Origin of the sequence: Alteromonas sp. P256, from assembly GCF_036864455.1 — a bacterium.
GTDB lineage: Bacteria > Pseudomonadota > Gammaproteobacteria > Enterobacterales > Alteromonadaceae > Alteromonas.
Map to the genome: position 1 here is coordinate 285,672 of NZ_JAZETM010000001.1, position 24,757 is coordinate 310,428.

Consider the following 24,757-nt stretch of genomic DNA (forward strand, 5'->3'; position numbering starts at 1 on the left):
CACTTAACTAGGGTAGCGCGCAGTAATATTGAATTCGTCTAACCGACGATAAATAGACTCAATATGATCTTTTAACGTGAACTTATCACTTCCCCACATTATTTCGCCAAGTTCTTTTAGCTTCGCTTTGTTAATTTTATAACAGGTTGCATCGATGCGATCGCCAAACAATATTCTCATATTAAAGAGGCTCGTTGAGTGCATACCCACAATTTGTTGGGGAACTCTATTTTGCTTTGCACATATTAACTCGTAAGGTTCATCATGTATTTCTATTTTAAAACCCAAATTTTTAAGTAGCTGGCCTTTGGCAACCAAGTTTTCTGCTCTATGGGCAAAATAAAATAAGGTTGAATTCGGACTAGCTACCCTCAATACATCACGCAATATCTCTTCATAATCCTGCGCCGTGACAATTCCTTTCTCCGCCACTGGAGATCCAATAAAGTGAATTTCTTCTGCGGGCTTTTCCACATCTTTATCGAACATTGACTTTAACGTTGATAGTCTATTTTGCACTACGCTGTGGTCCGAGTCGAAGGGAAACACTGAGTACAAGGTAAACCGCTTCTGATTCAGCTGCAGCCCGAGCATCTCTTTAATGTTGAGGGCTTCTTGCTTTCGTGTTGGGCTCTGTTCATGTAATGCTATGGGCAGAGTAAATTGAGCAGGAGCAATCAATTTTTCTACAAATACGTTTGTTGCGGCACCATCGTCAACCAACACAATATTGTCTGCGTTGATACTACATGCAACATCTTGCATCCATATTTGCCTTAAATCACCTAACAAAACAAAATCAAACACTTCGCTTGAAAGTTCTTCTGTCAAATATGCATAGGGCTTTATTCGCTCTTCCAAGTCACCTTGTTTCGGTATTGCAAGCGTATGAATTGATAAGTTAGGTAGGCGTTTATGCAGCTTTTCAATTTGATTCATTGAGTTATCACAGAATGTTGCAGCATTTACTACGGAAACCATGCCTCGTTCAAGACCAAACTGATGCAAGTATTCTTGCGCGCACCAATACTGAAAAGGTGAAGAAACAAGTAGCAATATTTTCTTTTGTTTTTGTGAGTTTGCCATATGCAATATGAAGTACTTTTTAAATGGTCACGTTTGTGTGCTTAGCTCAATATTTATCGGCAGCATTTAGAAAAGCATAAACACCTGTTTCATCGTCGACAAATCTCTGATGAACTGATCATACATTGACTCAAAGAGGAAAAAATACATTAAGATTTATCTATTTTTCGCTGAGTAACTTTGGACCACAGAGGTTCTGTAAGCGATATTCAACGATAGGTAAGCGCGACACTAGTGAATGATATTCATTGATACAGAACATTTTCCTTTTACCGCTTGCTAGTAATTCAAAAAGAAAATTTATTTTGTTCTCATGGCCAACTCTGCAAAGCTCAAAACTAAAATGTATCATTGGCTCTGTACCAAGCACAGGCGCATTAAACTTGTAATAACAATAGTGATTGACCAATGACTCTAACAAAAACTGCGACCTATGCCTAAATCGGTAACTTAGGTTGTTTTCAAACTCGTCAGGATGTAGAGACTTTAAAGTGTTGATAATGGTTGTAGTTAATGGCTGAAAACCGTGACTTATATGAATATAGCGTTCATCATGGTTATCAAATAAACGCTTAGCGTTTATCATTCCTTGCTGGAAAAGCGTATTAGTACTATCAGTACTAATGGGGAACCAATCTCCCCAAATTTTGGGAATATCGTCATCAAAAAAAAACGATGGTGTCGTTTTGCTAGCCAACATGAAGTCATCATTGCCATAGATAAATTTATTGCTTAAATCTGGTATTTCATGGAGCTGGCTCGCGATGGCTCGCGTATTGAAAGTGGGTAGGTAAACCTCTTTTCCTTTGAAAATCTCTTTGTGATCTACTATGGTAATTCTATCTTGATGCAATAATGCGGAATCAAGAAAAGGTGGCATCTGTCGGTCTGTTACCAACCAAATTTTTCTATACCATGGTGCGTGACATTTTATTGACCTTAAGCAAAAACGGAGCTCATTGTGCTGTATAAATCTATTGGCACCAATAGACTGTTCAGCATCACTTGCTGAAAGGGAAACATCATCGGGCAAATAACAATTTCTTTTTTGCTTATGCTCTTCGTCATTTCCGTCCACCCACAGAATAACGAAATCGATCTCTTCTTCACTCATGCGTTCAAAGGTTCACTTTAGTGTAAAAAAAGCACTTTTTACTACCACTATTTCGTTCCTCGAAGTGCTAACTTATTCTTTGATTCGTCATAAGCAGCCTTAGTGAGCTTGCGCCCAAGTAAGTCTAGTCTCTTTAGCATTGGAATGAATACTAAGCGATCGCCGCACCCAAGCACTAGTTCGTGCTGCTTCAGCTTTCGTCTACTTATGACGATGAAATCGACGGCACCGTAACAGAAAAAATCTTTTAAACTATCGAGAAGCGAATCTATGCCGATAGGCACAAAGTTCTCAAAATAAACTTGTTTTGGCACGATAATCACCGAGCGTATGCCGCTTAGTATACTTAAGACTGTGAAATTAAGGCGGGTCTCATCGTTACAAGATATCGAGCACCTGTCATCATCAAGGCTGCCTGGAAGATAGACCGTATTTCCAGTGCTAGAGAATAGCGAAGAAACAGAACTTACGCAGTGACGTTGAATTAAAAAGGCAGGCAGATTACTTTCAACATGCTTAAGGTTGCTGTCCACATGCACAGCAACCTGTGATGCATTCGCACGTTCGTACTCTTCGGTAATTTTCAAGTAAGCACTAGAATTACACCTGAGAGGCTGGCCACCAAAATTTATCTTCAGAGCCTCTTTCTCAACATGATATTGAATGAGTAACTCACGACGTTTGCCCATAAAACTCGTGACATTGTCGTATTCAAACTCCTGAAATTCGAAACTTCTCAATATATAGGAAATATAACGAGACCAAACGTTTGCCAGTTGTTGGCTTAATTCTACTACTCGTTCTTTGTCTTTAAGGTTTGCAATTTTAGTGAAGGAACTGTTGATGTAGTTAAGGGTACCATTGAGGTAAAAGAACAGTAGTGAATTCTTTTTCAATACTGAGTTCACTAGAATGCCTCTCTGCTCTTCAATTAGGGCATCTACCTGTTGATGACTCTCGAAAAACTCAGGTATCGACTCGTGAAGCATTCGGATTTCTTTGAGCAATTCATCATGGCTAAACCGTTTTTTGAATTTCGCTTCGAAATCCGAGATTGCTAGCGATTCGAATCCTAACCGTCTTACGTTCTCAAGGGCTGCTGTTTTATTCTCATCAGAGCACGTTACCAACGCATCATCAATGTTGAGCGCCTGTGCACCTTTAATTCTTGCGCCATCATTGAGGTTGTAAACATCAACATTTTTACTCGCTAGCGTATCCTCTAATACTGATTTAGACACCTTAAATTCGTATTTCGTATTAACATACGCCCTAAAATTACCTGGTATGACTAGTGAGGTATTATTCTCTGCACTGTAGTCATACAGATCTTCACCTTTATCGCTATAATAGCCAGATGCTTTACTGTGATGATGTTTTTCATCAACAAACCCCAAATCCGTCCCAAGTAGATAAAACTGTTGAAATCCTATCTGAGTAAGAAAATCCACCGCAAAATTAGTGACCGTGGGATAAGCTCTATTCAGAGCAGCAAAAACACTCTTTTCATATAATTCAAACATTGAAACTGTTGACGCCTCTCCCTGTTTAAAGGCCAATAAGACATCTTTATAGAGAGCACATGTGTCTGGGTGAATCCCGTTGCAGCTGATAAGCGTTATTTGTTTTAAATATTCGGCATCTCCGATTCGAACGGCCCAATCATAAGTAGAACGATTCGCTTCAATTTCAGCATGAAAATCTGGCAGGATGTTATTGTTGTACAACGTTTGAAGCGCAGTGCCGCACGAAACAATGATTCCTTTATGACCATCGCTCTTTAATAACGGCAATAAATTATCAAGTGAAGGCCCATTCCCTACAATGAATATTGGCACATCTTTGTCATCAACAGACAGCTGGGAGGACACCCCTTTTTTTAAAAAAGGGATCTCATTTTGGATAGCCCAAATAGTATGAGATGTACCGTACCTTGCATTATCAAAGTAGTCCCCCATTGCAATCATTACCTGCAGCTGCTCTCTTAATTCTGAAATTGCTTTAACAAGGTGATCGTTGTAATAGGACTGATAAAAATAGGTATTAGCAAGAACGTAAGGCCCTATAGTTTGAAATTGTACCAGCAGGTCATTGGTCAGGTGGGTACCATCATCTCCGATATTGAGATAAAGCCTCCGCTCCCCTTTTGAAAAATAGGTAAGAATATTTTCCCAGTCTAAGGCATATAACGATGCAAAGAAAAAGTCTCTATTGGGCTCACAAATGAACAACTTTTCGACATCATAGTGCTCTACAAGATAGGCAAGGTCGTAACCGGCTGCAAGACCGAAGAATATCACTGACTTTAAATGCTCGGGTAGATTACCACTCTCGTCTTCCACACCATCAAGTACACTTTCGCACTCCTTAACCATCTGATAATGCAAATAGTTCCTCAGCTTTTTACCTTTATAGCCCAAGACAATGCCGTCCTTGTGGGGATGCTGAGCGAAACAATCAAAGCTATCTTCACATGCTTTAGCAGCTTCAGAATGGTAAAACCAAGAACGTGTTTTTTCATGCAATAAATTAATTGTCGAATCATTTTCTACGCAAGGTAACCAATTCGATGGCTTATAATCCTTGAATTCTTGATAGACGTCAGGAAAAAATGATTTTAGTGCATTAAGATTATTGCTTAATCTTTGCTCTGGTAGAGGAGAAGCAGGTACATCAATTACGTTTCTTCGCGTCCATAGTGGCAGGTAATTTAGAATTGAGTTTCTGCTTTCTGTTTGCCCTGTCCATTTTCTTACCTTATCCCAAGATTCTGTTCTAAGCCTATATTCCAATTCATCGAATATTTGGTTATTGAGATGCTTGTAATAATAAAAACCACTGCTACCAAGGTGTTGCTGAAGTTCACTCATGTTTTCCGCAAACTGCTTGGCGTTATTACCAATTTGTAGAAAGAGTCCTATATCAGACTTTTTAGCGTCTTCTAGAATGTGCTTCCAATTTACCGTTGAAAGCGAGCAAGTGAATAAGTCCACGTCAGGTTCATAAATAACGATGTGTTTAAACTTTTCTTTCGCTAACAACAAGGGAATATGATATCCGATCCCTAGACCAAATATGACAAGGACATCCGGTTCTTGCGTACAGTTTGGCTCGTAAAATACAGGAGACATTTCCTGTAAAGCATCTTCAACTTCTAATGCAATATCCTGCTGTGGAGCGCTACCATAAACAACTTGGCCATTGCTTATTTTAACTAAGTTCACCCCCCCATACTTATTACAAAGTATCGTAGAGTTACTTGTTTTGTCAGAGGTTATTGTTGGGAGTAAGGAAGGGATGTAGCGGCGAAAAGCTTCAACATTTTCTCGGTAACGCTGGCTTAATTCTACTGCGACTTTTTCTTCTACTTTAAGCTGCTCTTCTTCGTCGTTATGAATATGTAGCTGAATTTGATTAAGCATAATTATTTATTATATTTCTTCACAGCCGAGCGACCTCGGGAGAATTTCACAGCTTCGTCTTTGGCATTGAGAAGCAAACCTTGCGCCAGCTTTTCTAAATTGTTATTTATCTCAAGTTCTTCTTTGGCAAATGAGTGTCTTACATCTGGGTCAAGTCGAGCTAATGCCCGAATGACTACCTTGTGGCGAACATCGCAGAGGTATCTAAAACGATCTGTTGAAAAATCTTCACCAGGAGTAGATAGACAAGCAGCTAATTCAGAATTAACTGCTTGCAAAAAAAGTGGGGTGTTAGCGTGATTTAATATTGATTTGTTCAAATCGCTTGTCGGTTTTGGCGCTGTGTTTCGTAAGCTTCCTGCTTGGCATCTTCAGGAATCAAAACCCATGCATCACGTATTGGTGTTAACAGGCTAGACACTTCGTCCAACATATTCAAGTCGTTATTAATATGAGCATCGCCAAGACGCTCTACCATGTAGTTGTAAAGTGCGAACATATTTTCAGCAACTTCACCGCCCACCTTTAAGTCTAACGTATCTCTTAGGTGCATTATTATTGCGCTTGCCTTTGAAATATAGTCAGCTTTCACAATAAGATCTTTGCGCTCCATCGCGCCTTTTGCATATGCAATACGGTCAAGCGCCCCCTGCAGTAACATCAGTGTGAGCTTGTGAGGATCGGCACTTGAAACATCTTGCTTTAAGTTGCCTTTACGATAAGCGTTAATACCCTTAAGTGACATACTATCTCCGATTACATCTTTAAACTTATAACGAGGCTAATAATGCAGAGCCAGTTTGGTTTAGTCGCGCTACAGTTTGGTCAAGGTTTAAATACTTGTCTCTAAGCGTCTGCTCGAAACTCAACATACGTAGCTCCAGCGTTTCTCTCTGGTCGAGAATTTCGTCTCGATTATCCTTTGCCGCTCGTTCTCTTAAACTAATCAGGCCGCTGAACGAAGTGTATTCTTTGGCAAATTCGAACATACGCGTGGCGATACCTTCGTCTTTATCAGTAAACAGTTTCGCGATTTCGTCAAAGTTATCTTCGAGTGCATCCTCTAATCTGTCTTCACCAGACCCTAGACCAAAATCAGTGGTGCCTACTTCGAGCTTACCGTCACTATCAACTTCTATGCCAACCTGAAAAAGATTCCCAAGAGCTGAGTTACTCACACTCCCGCTAACTATAGAAGCAAGGCCAGACTGAATTCCGCGAAGCAGTGAGTCGCCAGCAAGCGCTCCGTCATCTTCAAGTTCTGATTCGCCATAGCTAGTTAACGTACCTATTTCATCAATCAACGCATTGTAATTATCAACAAAGTCGCGGATTTTTTTATCCAAACCTTCTTTGTCAAAACCAATGTCCAACTTAGTCGGCAAAAAATCGCCAACGGAGTCTTTTGGAGAAACCTCATTGACATCAAAGGATACGTTTTGAATTGTATTTTCGAACTCGTTAGAAGTACTTTGAACTTCAATGCCATCTATATAAGCTATAGCATTTTTAGCACTTTCAATATTCGCCGCACTAATATTGGCGGTACCGCCCGTTGTAGATAGGCGGTCAAGTTCAGCAACTCCAGTATCGTTAGTAATGACAAGATCGTTGCCCTCACCCGTTTCAGATGAAGAGAATACAAGCCGGGGGCCTGCACCAGTGCCTGTATCGATAATATTCGCGGTTACGCCAAAGTTATCGTCAGCACCATTGATCTTTTCACGAAGGGCGGTTAAGGACATACCGGCTGTAACGTCTACTGTGAAGCTATCCGCTCCACCCACATCAAATGAAAGTGAACCTGTGCCCGACGTTAGAACTGGATCGCTACTCGATGTGAATGCACCTGCATCGGTGGTGATACGACTACCGGCGGCAAGTTGCTCTACCGATATCTCGTAACTACCTCTGAGTGCCGAGTTGGATGCTTCTGCTGATAGGACATCGTCATCCTCGGAAGGATTGGTGATAGTTGGCTCTCGGCCATTGATACCGTTATCGCTTCGAAGGTCATCTACTGTATCTTTAAAATCAGAAAGTTTCGACTTAATTTGACCAAGGCCAGAAATTTCAGCCTCAATTTGCTCTTCCGACGCATTCAAACGATCTTCTTTCGGTTTACGTTCTGCGGTTATAAGCTGCTGTACAAGATCATCAAGGGCTAACCCCGATCCTACACCTAGAGACTGAATTGTCATTGTATTACCTCATTAAACCTGGTTGTTGATAAACACTCCCACACTGTTCCCAACATCCTGTTGGAGCTCTTGGATACGCTCGGCAAGTTCTAGCACCTCTTCGGAAGGAATTTGCCGTATTACGTCTCCAGATTGGGAATCTTTAACCGTAACTATTGAACGATTGGTTTCTTCGTCGATAGAAAACGCTAAATCCCGATTCTGAACTTTTAGGAATGACTCGACTTCTGATATTGCATCATCAAGCTGTTTATCATTCTCCGTGCTTCTTACGTTATCGGCCTGTAATCCAGATGCTTGAGACAATTCTTTATTCGTCTCGACAGAAAAGGAATCACGAGTTTGCAGTGTTGCTAAAGAATCATTATTTCGTTGATTAAACTCTTTATTTTCACTGCTGGAAGACTCTTTCTTTACATCAGTATCCGTCCGAATAGGTGTTACGTTTGGTGATGCAAAAGCTTGACCACCTTGGGTATTTTGAATTTCCACCTAATACCTCCTGACCTAAACCAGAAAAACGGGCGTTACATCATATGTAAGCACCCGCCCTACTAATTATAGCTACTTTTTAACTGCTTATCCAAGTAGTGATAGTGCTGTTTGCGGACGCTGGTTAGCCTGGCTAAGGATTGAAACCGATGCCTGCTGGATAATCTGATTTCGAGTTAGCTCGGCAGTTTCAGCCGCAAAGTCTGTATCGCGTATTTGCGAACGGGCCGAGGACAAGTTTTCACTGATGTTGCTCAGATTACGAATTGTCGACTGAAAGCGATTTTGAAGCGCACCAAGGTCTGCTCTCACTCCCCCGATACCGGAGATTGCGCCATCAATATCTGCAAGTAATGAAGAGGCGCCAGCGGCTGTAGACACATCATTTGTCGTAATGCCTAAACCGGTTGCACTAAAACCGCTTATTGAGCCAAGATTCCCCCTAGACAAATTCACTGAAATCGTTTGACCTGCATTGGCACCAACCAAGAAGCTCGCCGAGAAATTTCCATCAAGCAAGTTTACGTTACCAAATTGAGTATCGGTCGCAATACGCGAAATTTCAGTACGTAGCGCAGAAACTTCTTTTTGAAGTGCATTACGGTCTGAAGAACTATTGATTCCGTTTTGAGATTGTACTGCAAGCTGACGGATTCGCTGAAGGCTACTGGTTACCTCACCTAAAGCACCTTCTGCGGTTTGCGATAAAGAAATTGCGTCATTCGCATTTCTTACCGCTTGATTAAGACCCTGAACTTGCGATGTGAGACGGTCAGAGATTTGAAGACCTGCCGCATCATCAGCTGCACTGTTTATACGAAATCCCGATGAAAGTCTTTCGAACGATGTGTTTAAACGGTCGCTTACGTCAAAAAGCTGACGTTGTGCATTTAACGACGACACATTAGTATTTACAAATAAAGACATTAGATTACCTCCTAGAGATTCGATGTGCTTACAAGTACATTCAAATCCATCCAGTTCAAATTAGCCGGGTCACTACGCCTGCTAACCTCTCTTGTAAAAGTAAAGTAAATTACCCCTCGACAATAGGTATCGGCCAAGGCTTTAGGTTCTTTAGCCTTTTTTTTAATTTTTTTTCAAAAAATTATTAAGTTTATTTATAATATTGATTTAATTGGTTTTTATTTATTCTAAATATGCGTATACAGACTCTCGAATCACAGCGGCAACTATAAATTCGTTGTCAAAGACAATATATTAGATTTATACGGAGCGGTATCCGGTTGCGGTGTGAATAAGACAGGGCTCTAATACTGCTTACAACCCATTAGAAATATGATTGAGTAAAGCTGCACTGCTAGTGAAAATTAAACGGGAACTTTAGATTAAGTTGGCATCAAAGATGCTTTATCAAAAAGTAGATTCCAGCCTTGCTCTACTGGAGTCTGAAATTGGTGGGATGTCTCGGCGATTATAAAAAAAAGGCCGAGACATAATATCTCGGCCAATTTGCTCACGTTAGGAGATTGAGCAAAATTAGTTTCTGTCGGCTGGCAGGGTTTAGTAGGACAAACTGGCCTCTCAACCAACGCTTCTACACTCTCGGTCCTGTTAGTCGGCGCTTTCTTAAAGGTGCGACCTCACGGTCGCATTCCTTTCTAGGGGATGGCCTCTCAACTCCTTCCCAGACTTACGCCTAATTTAAAAGATTAACCTAGTAGTGATAATGCAGCCTGTGGACGCTGATTAGCCTGCGATAGGATAGTCGTACTTGCCTGCTGTAATATCTGATTACGGGTTAGTTCTGCCGTCTCTGTGGCAAAATCAGTGTCTTTGATGCGAGATCTTGCCGCTGACACATTCTCAGAAATATTACTTAGATTACGAATGGTTGATTGAAATCTATTTTGTAGAGCACCTAAGTCAGCTCTAATTCCACCGATTGCTGATATAGCGCTATCAACTGAAGACAATAGACCTGACGCATTTGTTTCCGTCAACACGTCTTCGGATGTGATACCTAGACCTGTTGCACTGAATCCTTGAACGCCTGCGCGCGTTAGTGCCTGGCTAGACAAATTTACCGAGATAGTTTGACCGGCATTCGCACCCACTAAGAATCGGGCAGAAAAGCTTCCTGTCAGTACGTCCACACCGGCAAACTGGGTTGTTGTCGCAATTCGCGAGATTTCAGTACGTAATGCAGATACTTCTTTTTGCAACGCTAAGCGGTCAGCAGAGCTATTTATGCCGTTTTGCGATTGGATTGCAAGCGTACGGATACGTTGTAACGCGGTCGTAGTTTCCGCCATTGCACCCTCAGCTGTCTGTGCTAATGAAATTCCATCATTTGCATTTCGAACCGCTTGATTTAAGCCTTGAATCTGCGATGTCATTCTGTCGGTGATTTGCAAGCCCGCTGCATCATCCGCGGCGCTGTTTATGCGAAACCCAGAAGATAGACGTTCAAATGCGGTATCTAGATTGTTTCCGGTATTAAATAATTGACGTTGTGCATTCAATGATGACACGTTGGTATTTACAAATAGACTCATGGGGTCTCTCCTAACAGTTTCGAGTGATTGCGCTATTGGTTTTATTATTTGCGCGTTGTATTAAATTCTTGGCACAGTGCGTGCTTGATTTAAGTCGTCAGATTTATCTGACACTTCATCGGCACACTACTGATGAAGTTTGCTAAACGGAGAAGTTTTCTTCTCTTTGCTGGCTGGTGAGATTGATGTTCCAGACCTCAAACCTCTCACTACCTCCTGGCTTCATTCTCGCCCGTCAGCAGCTCCAACCCTTCTAGCAAACCTTCCTATATATCGACATTAAAACACAATTACTTTAGAACTTTTTAAACTGCACTTTTAACATCTTAATAGGTTGATTTTCCTAACCTTTAATTTCACTTACTTTATTTACTTTACGCAAATAAGGTCTTTCTTAGTGCCCTACTATTGTTGTTATTAGCACTTGGGAAGTAAAAACGTTCTTTATCTCCCCTTTGTAATAGTTATCGTCCTATTACCGATTTTCCTTTAGCGTTTTTTGCCCTCTGAGACGAAAAAAAAGTAAAATTTTTAAAAACCGATTATTTTCATGACATTACGAGCCAATTGAAATCATAAAGTTGAGGTTGAGATGCAGGAAAATTAAGACTTTGTGGATAAAACAGCCGATGTGAAAGTTATAAAAGGCAGAAGTGAAAACGTTTTTTTCGATGCGGGATAAGAGTTAACAGCTCACAAGGAACTCAAAACAAGCATTCGCTCTCTAGAAAAAAGCAGAATGAGGAAAAATTATTCGGTTGTATCTAAATACTTTAGATACAAAAAAGCCAGTGATTGAAATTCATTCAATTACTGGCCATTTAAATAGATAACAAGCACTGGGTCACTACCCCCTGGCTTCATCCTCGCCGTAGTCTATGGCTTAGAAAGCTTATCCTAGAAGCTGTAATGCTGCCTGTGGGCGCTGATTCGCCTGAGACAATACAGTTGTACTTGCCTGCTGCAGTATCTGATTACGGGTTAGATTAGCGGTTTCAGTCGCAAAGTCCGTATCTTTTATTTGTGAACGTGCAGCAGAAACATTTTCAGAAATGTTGCTAAGGTTACGAATGGTTGATTGGAAACGGTTTTGAAGCGCACCTAAATCAGCGCGTAAACCACCTATCGCTGATATTGCTGTATCAACGCTTGCAAGCATTGCTGATGCATTACCATTGCTTAGAACATCGTCGGTAGTAATTCCAAGACCAGTAGCGCTAAATCCGCTCACGCCTGCTCTCGCAAGTGTTCCAGAAGAAAGGTTTACCGATATTGTTTGCCCTGCATTAGCGCCAACCAAAAACTTCGCAGAAAAATCACCAGATAGAATATCTACACCGGCGAACTGCGTCGTTGTAGAAATTCGTGAAATTTCGGTACGCAGTGCAGACACTTCTTTTTGAAGTGCAACACGGTCTGCAGAACTGTTAATTCCGTTTTGCGATTGTACTGCTAGAGTACGAATGCGCTGAAGCGCGGTGGTAGTCTCAGATAGCGCACCCTCTGCAGTTTGCGATAGTGAGATCGCATCATTTGCATTTCGAACCGCTTGGTTAAGACCTTGAACTTGTGATGTCATTCTATCGGTTATCTGAAGGCCTGCGGCATCATCAGCAGCGCTGTTGATACGGAAACCTGAAGACAAACGCTCAAATGACGTATTCAAAGAATTACTAACATCGAATAACTGACGCTGTGCATTCAATGATGATACATTGGTATTGACGAACATAGACATAAAGTCTCTCCTACACTCTCAGTCCAGCGTGGGCTGGCTGTCGGGTTTTCCGACATTTTGTTTTAGTAGTCATCAACACCTGAGGGGTAATTGATGAACTGGCTCTCTCAGAAACTGTATCGACAATATGTAACTTCCCTTTAGAAAAAATTACGAATATTGCCGATTAGCGGTAACATATTTCCGCTTATTGCCTGAGTTAAGCGCCGTAACTATCGGATTTTAATAGGAGATTTTTAGTGCTGGATAAATTGAAAATACTTGAGGTCGCCCAGATATCAGCGCCCGCATCTCACGCTGCCTTTACTGATTTATGCGCAGACCCTTTTGATAATTCAGGTTCATCGCTATTTTGCACCTACCGCAAGGCTGACACCCATGTCAGCCCAAACGGCAGAATTATCGTTGTACGTATAGATAAAAAAACATTGAAGCCATTCAATTCTTGGGCATTAGAAATACCAGGCACAGATCTTAGGGATCCAAAACTTTCTTTCGATGGCAAACGTCTTATCATCACCGGTTATGCCAAAACTGTTTTAGAAGACAGTAGCCTTTCACGTCATATGGTGAGCTATAGCTCTGACACAGGATTATCCTGGAATGGACCACACTATTTTGGCGATGACGCTTGGTGGATTTGGAATTGCGATTGGTTTAAAACAACGGCATACGGGTTTGCCTATAATCGCAAAGCTCAATCTATAAGCTTGTATAGGGGTAATCCTTTAAACTCAATGACATGCTATCAAGACAATGTATTTGGACTTGAAAAATCAGACAAGGGTTACCCCAATGAAAGTGCACTTCTCTTTGACGAACAGGGTAATGCGAGCGTCTTTTTACGCCGAGATGCCGACACATACAGCGCTCAATTTGGATACGCAAATCCTCCTTACACAAACTGGGAATGGCATGATTTAGACATTTACATCGGCGGACCAGCAGCAGTTATGTTGGAAGATGAGAATTTTATTGTGGCAGGTAGACACATTGAATGGGAGGACGATATTTTCAGTACCAAACTATGGCATTTTGATGTTCAATCAAAAAAGCTCACTGAACTGATTACTCTTCCAAGTGGCGGTGATACTAGTTATCCAGGTTTGGTTCTTGATAACGATATTCTTTACGTATCCTATTATTCGAGTCATTGCGATGAAGAAGCGCGGGTTTACCTTGCTAAATTGAGCATGTAAACCCGCGCTAATGACCAGTTCAACACATTTTAGATAAAGTTAAATAACGACAAGTTGGTTATTTTTGGGAATGTAGCAAGGGCGGCATTAAGCGCCGTCTCTTGTTGAGCAAATTTAGTCGATGCTTCAGCGTAGTCTACATCTTGAATGGATGAGCGCGCTGCTTTAGCTGCAATTTCCATATCCAGATTAGTTTCGTACGATGATTCTGCAATGTTGAGTCGACTGCCGATGGACGCCCGTTCTAGAGAGATTCGCTCTAAGCCGTTATCTAGCCCTACCAATGCATCGGCAATAGACTCTTGCAGTGCACCGTTATCAATGGTGCTGTCTAGCAAAATCTCTTGAATCTCATGAATTGCCTGCGCCATGCTTTTCTTTTCTGGCGTATCCAAAGAGAAATCTATACTGTTGCCGGCAACGGCAGTAGCCTCAAATTGCATGCCTTTTATGGTGAAAGGTTGGCCCGATGTAAAGCCTACCGTATCCACTACCGTGCCCGTACCTTGATTAACAAGTTCAGCTTGTCCACCGGCTAAAAAGTTCACCCGATAGTTATTATTAGCAGCATTCACAGGGTCGAAGTTTTTATCGAAAAACGTATCGAATGTTCCCTGCTCTTTTACCGTCGCACTTTCTAAATTGCCTACAGCACTTCCTGTCACTGAAAATTTAAATCGAGACAGCACGTTTTCAAACACATCATAGCCATTGCTGGTTGACTGAATTTTTGAGCTATTTGAAAGCTGGATAAAACTGACACCGGCATCACCGGCAAAGGAAACGGCATTGCCTGTAGACGCAGGATTAAACGAAAACGCCTGATTGCCAGATTGATAACCTGCATAGAGGTAATTTCCGTCGGCATCTTGCGTGTTCATCAAATCTAAAACTTCCAATTTTATCTGTTCTAGCTCTGCACCAATGGCCCGTTTATCAGGGTCGGCTAAAATACCGTTGCCTGATTGAACAACCAATGTTCTAGCACGGTTGATAGAATTGGTGATATTCGTCAGTACTGCTTCTTGCTGCTCTAAAGACCCTGTCACTAGGTCGTTGTTACGCTGAAATTGAGTAAGCTCGTCCACTTCCTCGGTTAAACGCAGTACTTTTGCTGCGCCAACAGGATCGTCACTTGGCGCAATAATTCGCTTACCTGAAGCAAGTTGCTCTTGAGTCTTAGACAGCTCGGTCTGATTGTTCATAATTGAGCGAACGTTTTGATCGTAAATTTGATTTGTAGTTATGCGCATTTTTTAACTACCTCGCAGACTGTAGAATGGTGTTAAACAGTTCTTGTGCGGTGGTAAGAATACGAGCCGCCGCGGCGTAACTTTGCTGATACTTAATCAAGTTGGCAGCCTCTTCATCTAAACTCACTCCGGAGACAGACTGAAACCAGTTTTCTGATTGCACCTGCATGGCTTCAGCCGACGCCAACGACACTTTGGCCATCGCAGCATCTTCACCGATGCGACCTACCATTGACGCATAGGCATCTTGAAATGTACGTGGTGTATTTGTGGCTTCACTGCTCACCTGAACTAAGTTCTCATTTTGTAAGGCCGCAAGATTAAGGGCATTGCTGTTATCGTTAAAACCGTCAGTATTATAAGCGAGCGAAAAGCTATCACCGGCTCTTGGAACGCCGTCTAAACTTATATCGTAGCCTGGGTAATCAGTAAGACCGCTTAGTCCTGCTGGCCACGTACCGCTATTTTTTGCCTGTTCAATCAGGTTGTTTAAATCGGTTGTTCCGGTAACGCTTGCCATGACGGCACCAGTTCCATCAACAACATCAAACGTGTCTGGGGCAGTGAATACAATTTGAGCGGGTGCTCCTGTATCAATACCACCAGCACCATCAAAGGCAGAGCGGTCGATACCTGCACCCACCGTAGTATTAGATACGGCTACATTCACCACACTCGCATCACCTAAGTTTGTACTGTCGGCTTGACCGCGAACGGGTGTTGCAAATGCCAAATCTTCTGGACGCATTGTGCTGAAATCGATTTTTGACGCTATGGTTTTTGTAGGCTGTATAAGGAATTCGTTGCCTACCGTATAGCTAGATGTTCCTGCGAAATCTACTTCAATTCCACCTGGCAGCTCGTTAAAGCCAGAGGAAACAGGAAAGTTTGAAAACACGATATCGTTACCAGAGCCATCTTTCTTTGGTGTTCCGTCTGCATTTAAAAACGTAATTTCCAGCTCACTAGGTGCTCCACCTGAAACTGCAGTTACTTCAATTTTGTAATCTGCATCTGTTAATTCTGCGCCCATACCTTCGGTAACTTGCGCTGTAACTACATAATCACCATTGGTGTCTGCGTATGCTAGGCCGCGAAATGAGGGGATATCGAAAATATTACTGCCAAGCTGGCCGTCTAGGTCCATACCAAGCTTATTCTGTTCGTTCATCGCGTCTGCGAAAGCGATAGACAGCTGACCAACGTCTCGCATTGTGGGGCCAAGCACTTCGTTTCGGTAGCCGAATAGTCCGCCAAGTGCACCGCCCAAATCACTTTCCTGAATTCGCAGTGACGCATCGGCTTTTGTTTGCGAGCCAAAGTTCGTTTGCAGTGTTAACTGCTTTAACGACAGGTCAGCATCGGTGTTAACTTCAAATAAGTTAAACGCGCCGTTTTCCAACACCAAGGATTCACCAGAGGTTAAGTTTATGGTAACCGCACCGTTTTGTGTCTGACTTTCCTTAACATTAATACCCATAATTGACGATAACTCATCAACCGCTTTGTCTCTCTCATTGAGCAGTGCTGATGGCTGATCGGCTGTGCTGTTTCCATTAGCAATAACAATATTTCGGTTTAAATCACCGATATTGCCAATAAGGGTATTTGCGCGATTAATCAAAGAAGTAAACTCTAAGTTAAGCTCTTCCTCTTTTTCAATCATGTAGTCAGACAGGGTTCTCATACGCTGAAACAAGGACTCTGACTTGCCAAGTACCTGCTCTCGAGATGCTAAGTTTGTTGGGTCGTCAGCAGCAGTCTGTAGCGCTGAAAAGTATTCGCTCATCCCTTTTGAAATAGAGTTTGCATCACCTGCGAGCAAATTATCGATAGCCGTGGTTTTTGATGAAAATGCCTCAAGCTCTCCAACCGCGGTTATATCGCGACGAAGTTGATTTTGCGCAAACACGTTGATAATTCTTTCTGTATTGCCAATTTCAACACCAAACACTTGGCTGTTATTAAGCTCTGTGCGCTCGCGGACATACCCAGGCGTATTTACATTGGCAATGTTGTTACTGGTGGTCTGAAGAAGCTTGCCACTGGCATTAACGCCACTGGTTGCAAGAGAAAATAAGTCAACTGAACTCATGGTGTTTGCCTCCCCTATCTCTGCGGAATCAGCGCATTAAGTCTATCGCTGTTGTAAACAGACATGATCTTATTGGCGTAATGTGGGTCGGTTGCATAACCTGCGTTCTGCAATGCTTGGGTATACTCTGTGGCGTTACCTGCAGCTTTCACTGCGTCACTGTAGCGTGGCTGCGTAGCAATAAATCGTACATAGTCCTCCATTGCATCTTCAATAGAGCTGTATGCTCTAAACGCTGCTTTTTGTTTCTGGGGAACCAAACCGTTGAATTCAAGCGTGTCAACAACGGCCTGCTCTCCTTTCCACTCGCTATTTGCTTTTATTCCAAATAGGTTGTGGGAGCTTTTACCGTCGGCTGAGTGAATAACAAATTTCCCCCAACCTGTTTCAACCGCAGCTTGCGACACTATCGCTTTTGCATCCATTCCATACTTTTCAGCTATTTTTTCAGCATGTGGCATAAGTGACTCAACAAATTGCTCAGGACTATCGAACATCGCTTCCTTATGAGCACTTTTGCTGCCCATAGAGTGTGAGGATAACGCTACATCTTGTGCCTGAGATATGGACTCAGCGCGGTGTTGATTAAGCGAAGATAAATTGCCGTCGCTGCGTATCACGCTGGCTGGCGTGTAGCTTTCTTCGGTTTGGCCAAGCTGCTTCACAATCACATCGGCAAGACCCATCCCGCCGCCAGCAGTCAAATCCGTGGCTAGTTGTTGGTCGTGCATATCGCGATAAAACTTTACTTGCTGTGAATTAAACGGGCTGTCTTCGTCGGCTAATGCGTCTTGAGCTTTACGCATGGACTTAAGCATCATCTGTACAAAAATCGCTTCGAACTGCTCTGCTGCTTCTTGCAATACAGTCTCATCGCCCGACGCTATGGCCTCGCGCATCTTGTTGATGCTGCCCATATCGTGAACGTTGCGCGCCATATCAAGCTGGCCTTTTGTGCTAAGTGCGTCCATTACCGTAAGCCCCTAAATAATAACCAGTTCGCCGCGTAACGCGCCGGCCTGCCTTAATGCCTCAAGGATTGCCATTAGATCGCCTGGTGCCGCGCCTACTTCATTTACTGCACGCACTAGTTGGTCAAGTGTTACACCTGGCTCAAACTTAAACATTCGACTGTCTGCTAAATCTACGTCAACGATAGATTGCGTAGTAACCGCTGTTTCGCCGTCTGCAAAAGCGTTTGGCTGGGCAACCTGCTGGTTCTCTGAAATAGTGACAGTTAGCCCTCCATGCGTTATCGCGGCAGGAAGAAGACGTACCTCGCTGCCGATGACAATAGTGCCGGTCCTGCTGTTAATAACGACACGAGCAGGGGCTTCGGCAGGCGTAAATTCAAAGTTTTCTAGTGTGGCGAGAAAGCCTACACGCTGTCCTGCATCTCGGGGAGCCGATACTCGAACAGAGGCAGCATCAATGGGTGTAGCAATGACATAGCCATTTTCTGGTTGCGCACCTAAGCGTTCATTGATAGTGTCTGCCAGCGATTTCGCTGTAGTAAAATCAGGATAGTGAAGGTTAAGCGTCAGCGTATCGCCGTTTGCAAAACCACTTGGCACTTCTCTTTCTACCATGGCGCCGTTTGGAATACGTCCTACCGTAGGTGTGTTAACCACAATTCGCGAGCCATCGCCACCTTCAGCACCAAAACCACTGACCACCAAACTTCCTTGGGCCACAGCATATACCTCGCCGTTTACCCCGCGAAGAAAGGTTTGTAGTAGAGAGCCGCCTTGAAGGCTTTTCGCCTCACCCACAGAAGAAACGGTAACATCAATTGTTTGACCGGGCTTGCTAAATGCAGGAAGCTCGGCATGCACTGCAACGGCCGCAACATTTCGAACATTTGGGCGAATATTAGGGTCCATCCTAATACCAAAATTGGCGAGCATGGTTCTAAAGCTTTGTTCAGTAAACGGATTCTGCTCGCCTGTTCCGGGTAAACCAACCACTAGCCCATAACCTATCAATTGGTTAGAACGCACACCTTGAATAGATGCTACGTCTTTGATCCTTTGAGCATTGGCTGCGCCTGAAAGGCATAAAGCAACAAATAAACATGTTAAAGCACGCATAAGAAACCCCATCATTTATAGCGGCCACCAAGTAGAAGAGAAGAATTTACCTAGCCATCCCTTCTCTTGTGCATTGGCGAATGATCCAGTACCGCTATATTGAATGCGCGCATTTGCTATACGCGTAGATTCAACCTGATTGTCTGGGTCGATATCGAGCGGTCGAACTATTCCAGTTAACCGAATATATTCATCGCCGTGATTTAAGGTCATCCACTTCTCACCCCGCACCACAAGATTGCTGTTTGGTAAAACATCCACAACGGTGACAGAGATACTTCCCTGAAGGCTGTTTGTTTGGTTAGCTGCAGCATCACCGGCAAAATCGTTTGAGCCATCAATGCCAAGCTGTATGGATTCACGACCTATATTTACCGCGTTACCACCTAACCCAATAATAGGGTCAAGCTCGGCAGAAGTTTCTCTTGATGTAGTCGTGTTTGCAGACTTAGTTGCCGCCGTATTTTCACTAAGCGTAACGGTGATGATGTCACCCACTTGACGCGCAGTGACATCAGAGTAAAGGCTTCTTGCTAAATGACCGCGAAATAATGAACCGTCCTCAATGATCGTTTCTCTGGGATAATCAGGAATGATTGGCGCATAAAAAGGATCGTTTGCCTGTACCGGTGTATCAGGCGTACTCTCGCACCCTGTGACAACTGATAAAGCAACTAGCGCAGTAAAAAAATAACCGAAACGATACATAGTAAACACTCCTACAGCTGCTGAATGACTTGACCCAGCATTTGGTCAACTGATGAGATAACTTTGGAGTTCATTTCGTAAAGTCGCTGACTTTCAATCAAATTAACGAGCTCTTCCGTTACGTTGACGTTCGATGTTTCCAGCGCGCCCTGTGCTAACATTCCTAGTCCTTGAAGACCTGGAACACCTCGATTTGGGAATCCGCTAGACACGGTTTCTGAATACAAATTCTGACCAATCGGCTGCAGGCCTGTTGGGTTAACAAAATCGGCAATATTAATTTGCCCTAACTGCTGAGGCTGTGCCTGCCCTCGAACGCTAACACTCACCTGTCCATCCTGAGAAATGGTAATTTGCTGAGCGTCTGGCGGTATCGCAATTTGTGGCTGAAGTAAATAACCCGCGCCAGAGGTTACTATTTGCCCTTGGTCGTTTAAACTGAATTGGCCATTTCGGGTATATGCCGTAGTGCCATCTGGCTGTAAAATCTCAAAGTAGCCGCGCCCTTGAATAGATAAATCAAGTGCGTTGTCAGTGGTTAGCAGATTGCCTTGAGTGTGGGCTTTTTGCGTAGACACTACTTTCGAACCAGAGCCCAGCATAAGGCCTGAAGGCAGCTCAGTATCTGCAGACGACCTGCCGCCCGGTTGGTTGATGTTTTGATAGAGCAAATCTTCAAATACGGCGCGATCTTTCTTAAAACCTACCGTTGAGGCATTCGCTAAGTTGTTAGAAACCACAGCCACGTCAGTTTGAGCGGCATCTAATCCGGTTTTACTAATCCACAATGCTGGATGCATGTTAACCTCCAAACAACACGACGATACGTATTGCTGTTAAAGAAAAATATTAAATAAAAATTGAAATTTGCTATTACAAAATTCTCAACATCGAATTGCCGCGGGTATCGAGCTCTTCAGCTTGCTTCATGACTTTTACCTGTAACTCGTAATGACGCTGAAGGCTTATCATATCTACCATTTCTTCAACGGCGTTTACGTTAGAGCCTTCGAGCATGCCCGACATCACTTTTACATTAGCTGATGGGTCTGCCACCGAGCGGTCTTTCATATGAAATAAACCATCAGTGCCACGCTCCATATCTGAATAGTTAGGGCTTACTAGCTTTAATCTGCCAACCGTTTCTATCACATTAGCCGGTGCGCCAACTTGTCTCATTGACAGTGTTCCGTCCGCAGCAATGGTCAGGTTATCGAGAGGCACTGGCAAAAAAAGCGGACCGTTATCCCCTAGCACTGCGCGACCGTTAACATCTGTCAAAATTCCGTCGGTGCTTAATTTAAAGTTTCCGTTGCGTGAATAGGCTTCTTGACCGTCGTCGCCCTGAACAGCAAACCAACCGTCTCCTTGAATTGCCACATCTAAATCACGGTCTGTTTTAATCATAGGACCAGATTCGTAGTTATTAGACGGGCTTTCAGTCATTGAAAAAACACGGGTAGGCAAACCTTCGCCGTAAGCCGGCATTGCTCGCGCTTGCTCTAGCTGAGCTCTAAATCCTGTCGTTTGGGCGTTGGCCAAGTTATTCGAGCGAATACCTGTCGCCATAAGGTCTTGAGACGCACCGCTTGCTGCAATATAGAGAAGTTTATCCATGACTGACTTTTGACTCTGTTCAAACCATATACAGAGATTGCAAAGGTAGTGCCAGAATGGTGGGAGTTAGAGGGATGATTTTGACTAGGGTAAGGGTGCAGAGCTAAAATTATGATTTTAAAAAGTAAAAAGCCGCAGATTGTATCTGCGGCTTTGATTTTACGAGCTCTATTCTTCCGCGCTAAGCTACTTAGCCTATCGAATATTCAAGATAGTCTGGTTAAGTGAGTTATTCACTTCCAGAGCTCGAGAGTTGGCCTGGAAGTTACGTTGAGCGATGATCATATCGATAAGCTCAGTGGTTAAGTTAACGTTGGCTTGCTCTAATGATGACGAGTTTATCTCACCGTAGGTGCCAGTAGTTGCCTCACCAGCAAGAGCCTCACCCGATAAGATACTTTCTTTCCATTGAGTGCCACTTTCCTGAGTCAAACCTTGCTCGTTAGAGAACCTGACTAGCGCAACACGAACAATGGGCTCAGACGTACCATTTGAGAAGGTTGCTCTTACCAATCCATCCGGCCCGATATCAATTCCGGTTAATCGGCCTACCGGCAAACCATCTTGTTCTAATGAGGTTACTTCAAATGCAGATGCAAACTGAGTTGGTTCGTTTGGTGTAGCGTTATTAACGTCTAGATTAAAATCAATACTGATTTGCTGAGTTGGATCAGAACCGTTAGCTAAAATAGTAGGACCAAGGGCTTCAGTCTGCATTTTAAAGTCTAACGTGGGAAGCCCATCTGGTGTTTGCATTCCGTTAAAGTCACCGCCTTGAGAGAATAACAGCTTTGAGGCCGTTACTGCATTTCCGGTATTTCCGCCAACAGAGTGTACCGCTGTAGCCGGGTCGGTATCAGCGCCTGTCGAATCTGTCATATCTACTAAGGTATCATCAACAGCGGTGGCCACGTACCATTCGTTGTCGGCAGTAGGAGCATTATCTTTGATAAAGTAATACGTCATCACATGACTGTCACCCAGTGAATCATAAACAGTAACCGACGTTGCTGCGTTGTAAGTCAATGGATCTTCTGGGTCAAAGTCCTGCGGGTCTAGTCCCGAATCTCCGGCAGGTAGATTCATTCGAATATCCACCTCAGAGGTTTGTTGAGGCGAACCAGATGAATCAGGAATTCGAACTGGCTCTGTGGTACTTAACGCAACTGATGCACTGGTGCCATCGTTGTTTACGGGGAAGCCCATCAAGTTATCGCCGTTGCTATTTACAACGAAATTATTGTTATCCAGCTTAAACTGACCTGCACGAGTGAATGAGAAATCTCGTGAGGTAATTTCAGGTACCGTAGCAAAGAAGCCATTACCCGTTATGGCAAGATCCAGTGATGTATTGGTAAACTGAAGACTACCTTGTGAAAATTGCTGAGCAACTTCCTGAGTAAGTACACCATCACCCACTTTGGTTTTACCACCTGCAAGTAGCGATGCAGCATACACATCACCAAACTCAGCCCGCGATTCTTTAAAGCCAACCGTGTTGACGTTTGCAATGTTATTGGCGGTTACATCCAAATCTTTTTGCGCGGCTGACACACCGCTCAGTGCAATATTAAAAGACATTTTTGATTCTCCTACTAACTGCCGATTTGAATGACGTCGTCAAGATTGATACTGACATCACCATCCAAATTCAAAATGACGCCTTGACCGCTTCCAGCCAGGCTTACGCTGCCTACATGGCGATTGACCGCTGTGTTCATTTGAACACCTTCGCCGTTTAATTCGCCTGTGGCGCTTATTACGTATTCGCCAGCCGGCATGAGATTGCCCTGCTGATCTCTACCATCCCACTCAAACTCGATATTACCCGCAGTTTGCGTGCCCGCATTGATAGTTTTGACAACCTCACCAAACTGATTCTCAACGCTTATGGTCATATTCTGTACAGTACCTTCATTAACAACGACACCAGAAATTCCTTCACCATCGCTACCTTTGAAACCAACATTGCCTTGAACAAGCACGTTCTGACCAATCAAGCTAGATGCTTGAAGCGCCTGATTCGACGTCATTGACGACGCAAACGTTTCAAACTTCTCGTTTAGCTGAGAGATACCATCAGCCATAGTAAACGAAGTCATTTGGGCGACCATTTGGTCGTTGTCTACTGGCTTTGTCGGGTCCTGATTAGCAAGCTGCTCTGTCAACATCGAGAAGAAGTCTTCTTGTGTAAGCTGCTGCTCAGTACCGTCAGCTATCTTCACCGTTTCTTCTTGCCAAAAGAGGTCATTATTTAAGCCGGTGTTATTAATCGTGTTCACTGGTTTGTCCTCACATTAATCCAACCGCGCATTATTGCCCTTGCCCTAATTGCAATACTCGGCGGAAAATACGCTTCGTGGTGTCAGCCACTTGAACGTTTGTTTCATATGCCTTAGATGCCGACATCATGTTCGCCATTTCTTCGACGATATTCACGTTTGGCTTATAAATATAGCCTTCAGCATCAGCCATAGGGTTGTTGGGCGAATACTCAACGTGTAAAGGCGCGTCGCTTTCCACGATGCCTTTAACCTGAACTCCCACACCTTTTGATTGGTCGCTCATTGCATCTTGCAATGCTGATGCAAACACGGGGTGGCGTGCACGATAGGTCTCTTCGTAGCTGCTGCTCACTGAATTTGCATTTGCGATATTACTAGCCGTGGTGTTAAGGCGAACATTCTCCGCCTCCATACCCGTGCTTGATATCTGCATAACGTTAAATAAACCCATTGCTACTGCCCTCCAGAGCCTAGTGCTTTTTTCATGCCTTTAATCTTTCCGTTTAAGAACTGCAAACTCGCTTGGTAGCGAAGTCCGTTATCTAGGAAGCGATTCCTTTCAGACTGAACTTCAACAGTATTGCCATCACCCGTATCAGGTTGAGTAGGGATACGGTATTGCATGTCAAAATTTGCCGCGACTGACGAAGGATTGCCGCTTAGGTGGCGTTCATTGGTACGAACTAGTCCACCGGTGCTTTTATGTTGGCCCTGAACACCTTCGTTTAAAGCTGACTGCATGGCTTTGTTGAAATCGATGTCTTTTGCTTTATAGCCAGGGGTGTTTGCGTTCGCTAGATTGCCAGAGATGACTTCCATCCGCTCAGTGCGGATCTTAAGCGCTGATTCGTGGAATCCTACTAACTTATCTAGATTGATCGCCATTGACTATGACCCCTAACTTTTCACTCCCCTCTGATGCGTGTTGTGCCATCAGA

At 43.4% G+C, this 24,757-nt stretch carries 22 protein-coding genes; 1 reads left to right on the plus strand and 21 read right to left on the minus strand.

Annotated features, from left to right (window positions below):
• Positions 1-3 precede the first annotated feature (3 nt).
• From V7R39_RS01260 to V7R39_RS01305, 10 genes are all read right to left on the minus strand, one after another.
• On the minus strand, positions 4-1,086 hold the full coding sequence (locus V7R39_RS01260; protein ID WP_334027391.1) for a hypothetical protein: 1,083 nt from the start codon (positions 1,084-1,086) through the stop codon (positions 4-6).
• A 160-nt stretch (positions 1,087-1,246) separates the two neighbouring features.
• Positions 1,247-2,200 carry a stealth family protein gene (locus tag V7R39_RS01265; RefSeq protein WP_334027393.1) on the minus strand — a complete coding sequence of 318 codons (954 nt, stop codon included), beginning with the start codon at positions 2,198-2,200 and terminating at the stop codon, positions 1,247-1,249.
• A 47-nt stretch (positions 2,201-2,247) separates the two neighbouring features.
• A complete protein-coding gene (locus tag V7R39_RS01270; protein WP_334027395.1) occupies positions 2,248-5,622 on the minus strand; it encodes a motility associated factor glycosyltransferase family protein in 3,375 nt (1,124 codons plus the stop codon).
• 2 nt (positions 5,623-5,624) lie between these two features.
• A complete protein-coding gene (locus V7R39_RS01275; protein WP_163105248.1) occupies positions 5,625-5,942 on the minus strand; it encodes a hypothetical protein in 318 nt (105 codons plus the stop codon).
• The gene (fliS, locus tag V7R39_RS01280; RefSeq protein WP_163105247.1) at positions 5,939-6,367 is read right to left on the minus strand and encodes a flagellar export chaperone FliS; all 429 of its coding nucleotides are present in this window, start codon (positions 6,365-6,367) and stop codon (positions 5,939-5,941) included. Before fliS ends, V7R39_RS01275 begins: the two co-directional genes overlap by 4 nt.
• Positions 6,368-6,392: 25 nt before the next feature.
• Entirely contained in the window at positions 6,393-7,823 is a 1,431-nt protein-coding gene (gene fliD / locus V7R39_RS01285; RefSeq protein ID WP_334027399.1) for a flagellar filament capping protein FliD, read from the minus strand.
• Between the two features lie 12 nt (positions 7,824-7,835).
• Positions 7,836-8,315 carry a flagellar protein FlaG gene (locus V7R39_RS01290; protein WP_334027401.1) on the minus strand — a complete coding sequence of 160 codons (480 nt, stop codon included), beginning with the start codon at positions 8,313-8,315 and terminating at the stop codon, positions 7,836-7,838.
• A gap of 87 nt (positions 8,316-8,402) precedes the next feature.
• The gene (locus tag V7R39_RS01295; protein WP_334027403.1) at positions 8,403-9,242 is read right to left on the minus strand and encodes a flagellin N-terminal helical domain-containing protein; all 840 of its coding nucleotides are present in this window, start codon (positions 9,240-9,242) and stop codon (positions 8,403-8,405) included.
• A 746-nt stretch (positions 9,243-9,988) separates the two neighbouring features.
• Positions 9,989-10,834, minus strand: coding sequence for a flagellin N-terminal helical domain-containing protein (locus tag V7R39_RS01300; protein ID WP_334027405.1), 846 nt, complete (start codon positions 10,832-10,834; stop codon positions 9,989-9,991).
• An 892-nt stretch (positions 10,835-11,726) separates the two neighbouring features.
• Positions 11,727-12,572, minus strand: coding sequence for a flagellin N-terminal helical domain-containing protein (locus V7R39_RS01305; RefSeq protein WP_334027407.1), 846 nt, complete (start codon positions 12,570-12,572; stop codon positions 11,727-11,729).
• A gap of 239 nt (positions 12,573-12,811) precedes the next feature.
• On the opposite strand from V7R39_RS01305, the gene V7R39_RS01310 reads away from it, so the two are divergent.
• Positions 12,812-13,771 (plus strand): hypothetical protein, encoded by a 960-nt coding sequence (locus V7R39_RS01310; protein ID WP_334027409.1) that lies wholly within the window; start codon positions 12,812-12,814, stop codon positions 13,769-13,771.
• 29 nt (positions 13,772-13,800) lie between these two features.
• Here V7R39_RS01310 and flgL read toward each other — a convergent pair whose 3' ends face one another.
• The 11 genes from flgL to flgB all read right to left on the minus strand — a co-directional run bounded on the left by flgL (position 13,801) and on the right by flgB (position 24,704).
• Positions 13,801-15,024 carry a flagellar hook-associated protein FlgL gene (flgL, locus tag V7R39_RS01315; protein WP_334027411.1) on the minus strand — a complete coding sequence of 408 codons (1,224 nt, stop codon included), beginning with the start codon at positions 15,022-15,024 and terminating at the stop codon, positions 13,801-13,803.
• Positions 15,025-15,031: 7 nt separating this feature from the next.
• A complete protein-coding gene (flgK, locus tag V7R39_RS01320) occupies positions 15,032-17,119 on the minus strand; it encodes a flagellar hook-associated protein FlgK (RefSeq protein ID WP_334027413.1) in 2,088 nt (695 codons plus the stop codon).
• Positions 17,120-17,133: 14 nt separating this feature from the next.
• A complete protein-coding gene (gene flgJ, locus V7R39_RS01325; RefSeq protein WP_334027415.1) occupies positions 17,134-18,090 on the minus strand; it encodes a flagellar assembly peptidoglycan hydrolase FlgJ in 957 nt (318 codons plus the stop codon).
• A 12-nt stretch (positions 18,091-18,102) separates the two neighbouring features.
• Complete coding sequence (locus tag V7R39_RS01330; protein ID WP_334027417.1) at positions 18,103-19,209, minus strand: flagellar basal body P-ring protein FlgI; 1,107 nt, start codon at positions 19,207-19,209, stop codon at positions 18,103-18,105.
• Positions 19,210-19,224: 15 nt separating this feature from the next.
• On the minus strand, positions 19,225-19,917 hold the full coding sequence (gene flgH, locus V7R39_RS01335) for a flagellar basal body L-ring protein FlgH (RefSeq protein ID WP_032094379.1): 693 nt from the start codon (positions 19,915-19,917) through the stop codon (positions 19,225-19,227).
• 11 nt (positions 19,918-19,928) lie between these two features.
• Positions 19,929-20,717, minus strand: a complete 789-nt coding sequence (gene flgG, locus V7R39_RS01340) for a flagellar basal-body rod protein FlgG (RefSeq protein WP_334027420.1) — start codon at positions 20,715-20,717, stop codon at positions 19,929-19,931.
• A gap of 73 nt (positions 20,718-20,790) precedes the next feature.
• Positions 20,791-21,534 carry a flagellar basal-body rod protein FlgF gene (gene flgF, locus V7R39_RS01345; protein WP_163105236.1) on the minus strand — a complete coding sequence of 248 codons (744 nt, stop codon included), beginning with the start codon at positions 21,532-21,534 and terminating at the stop codon, positions 20,791-20,793.
• A 195-nt stretch (positions 21,535-21,729) separates the two neighbouring features.
• Positions 21,730-23,115 carry a flagellar hook protein FlgE gene (flgE, locus tag V7R39_RS01350; RefSeq protein WP_334027424.1) on the minus strand — a complete coding sequence of 462 codons (1,386 nt, stop codon included), beginning with the start codon at positions 23,113-23,115 and terminating at the stop codon, positions 21,730-21,732.
• 14 nt (positions 23,116-23,129) lie between these two features.
• Positions 23,130-23,816 carry a flagellar hook assembly protein FlgD gene (locus V7R39_RS01355; RefSeq protein WP_334027426.1) on the minus strand — a complete coding sequence of 229 codons (687 nt, stop codon included), beginning with the start codon at positions 23,814-23,816 and terminating at the stop codon, positions 23,130-23,132.
• Between the two features lie 31 nt (positions 23,817-23,847).
• Positions 23,848-24,270 (minus strand): flagellar basal body rod protein FlgC, encoded by a 423-nt coding sequence (gene flgC, locus V7R39_RS01360; protein ID WP_334027428.1) that lies wholly within the window; start codon positions 24,268-24,270, stop codon positions 23,848-23,850.
• 2 nt (positions 24,271-24,272) lie between these two features.
• Positions 24,273-24,704, minus strand: a complete 432-nt coding sequence (gene flgB / locus V7R39_RS01365; protein ID WP_032094373.1) for a flagellar basal body rod protein FlgB — start codon at positions 24,702-24,704, stop codon at positions 24,273-24,275.
• Between the last annotated feature and the right edge of the window lie 53 nt (positions 24,705-24,757).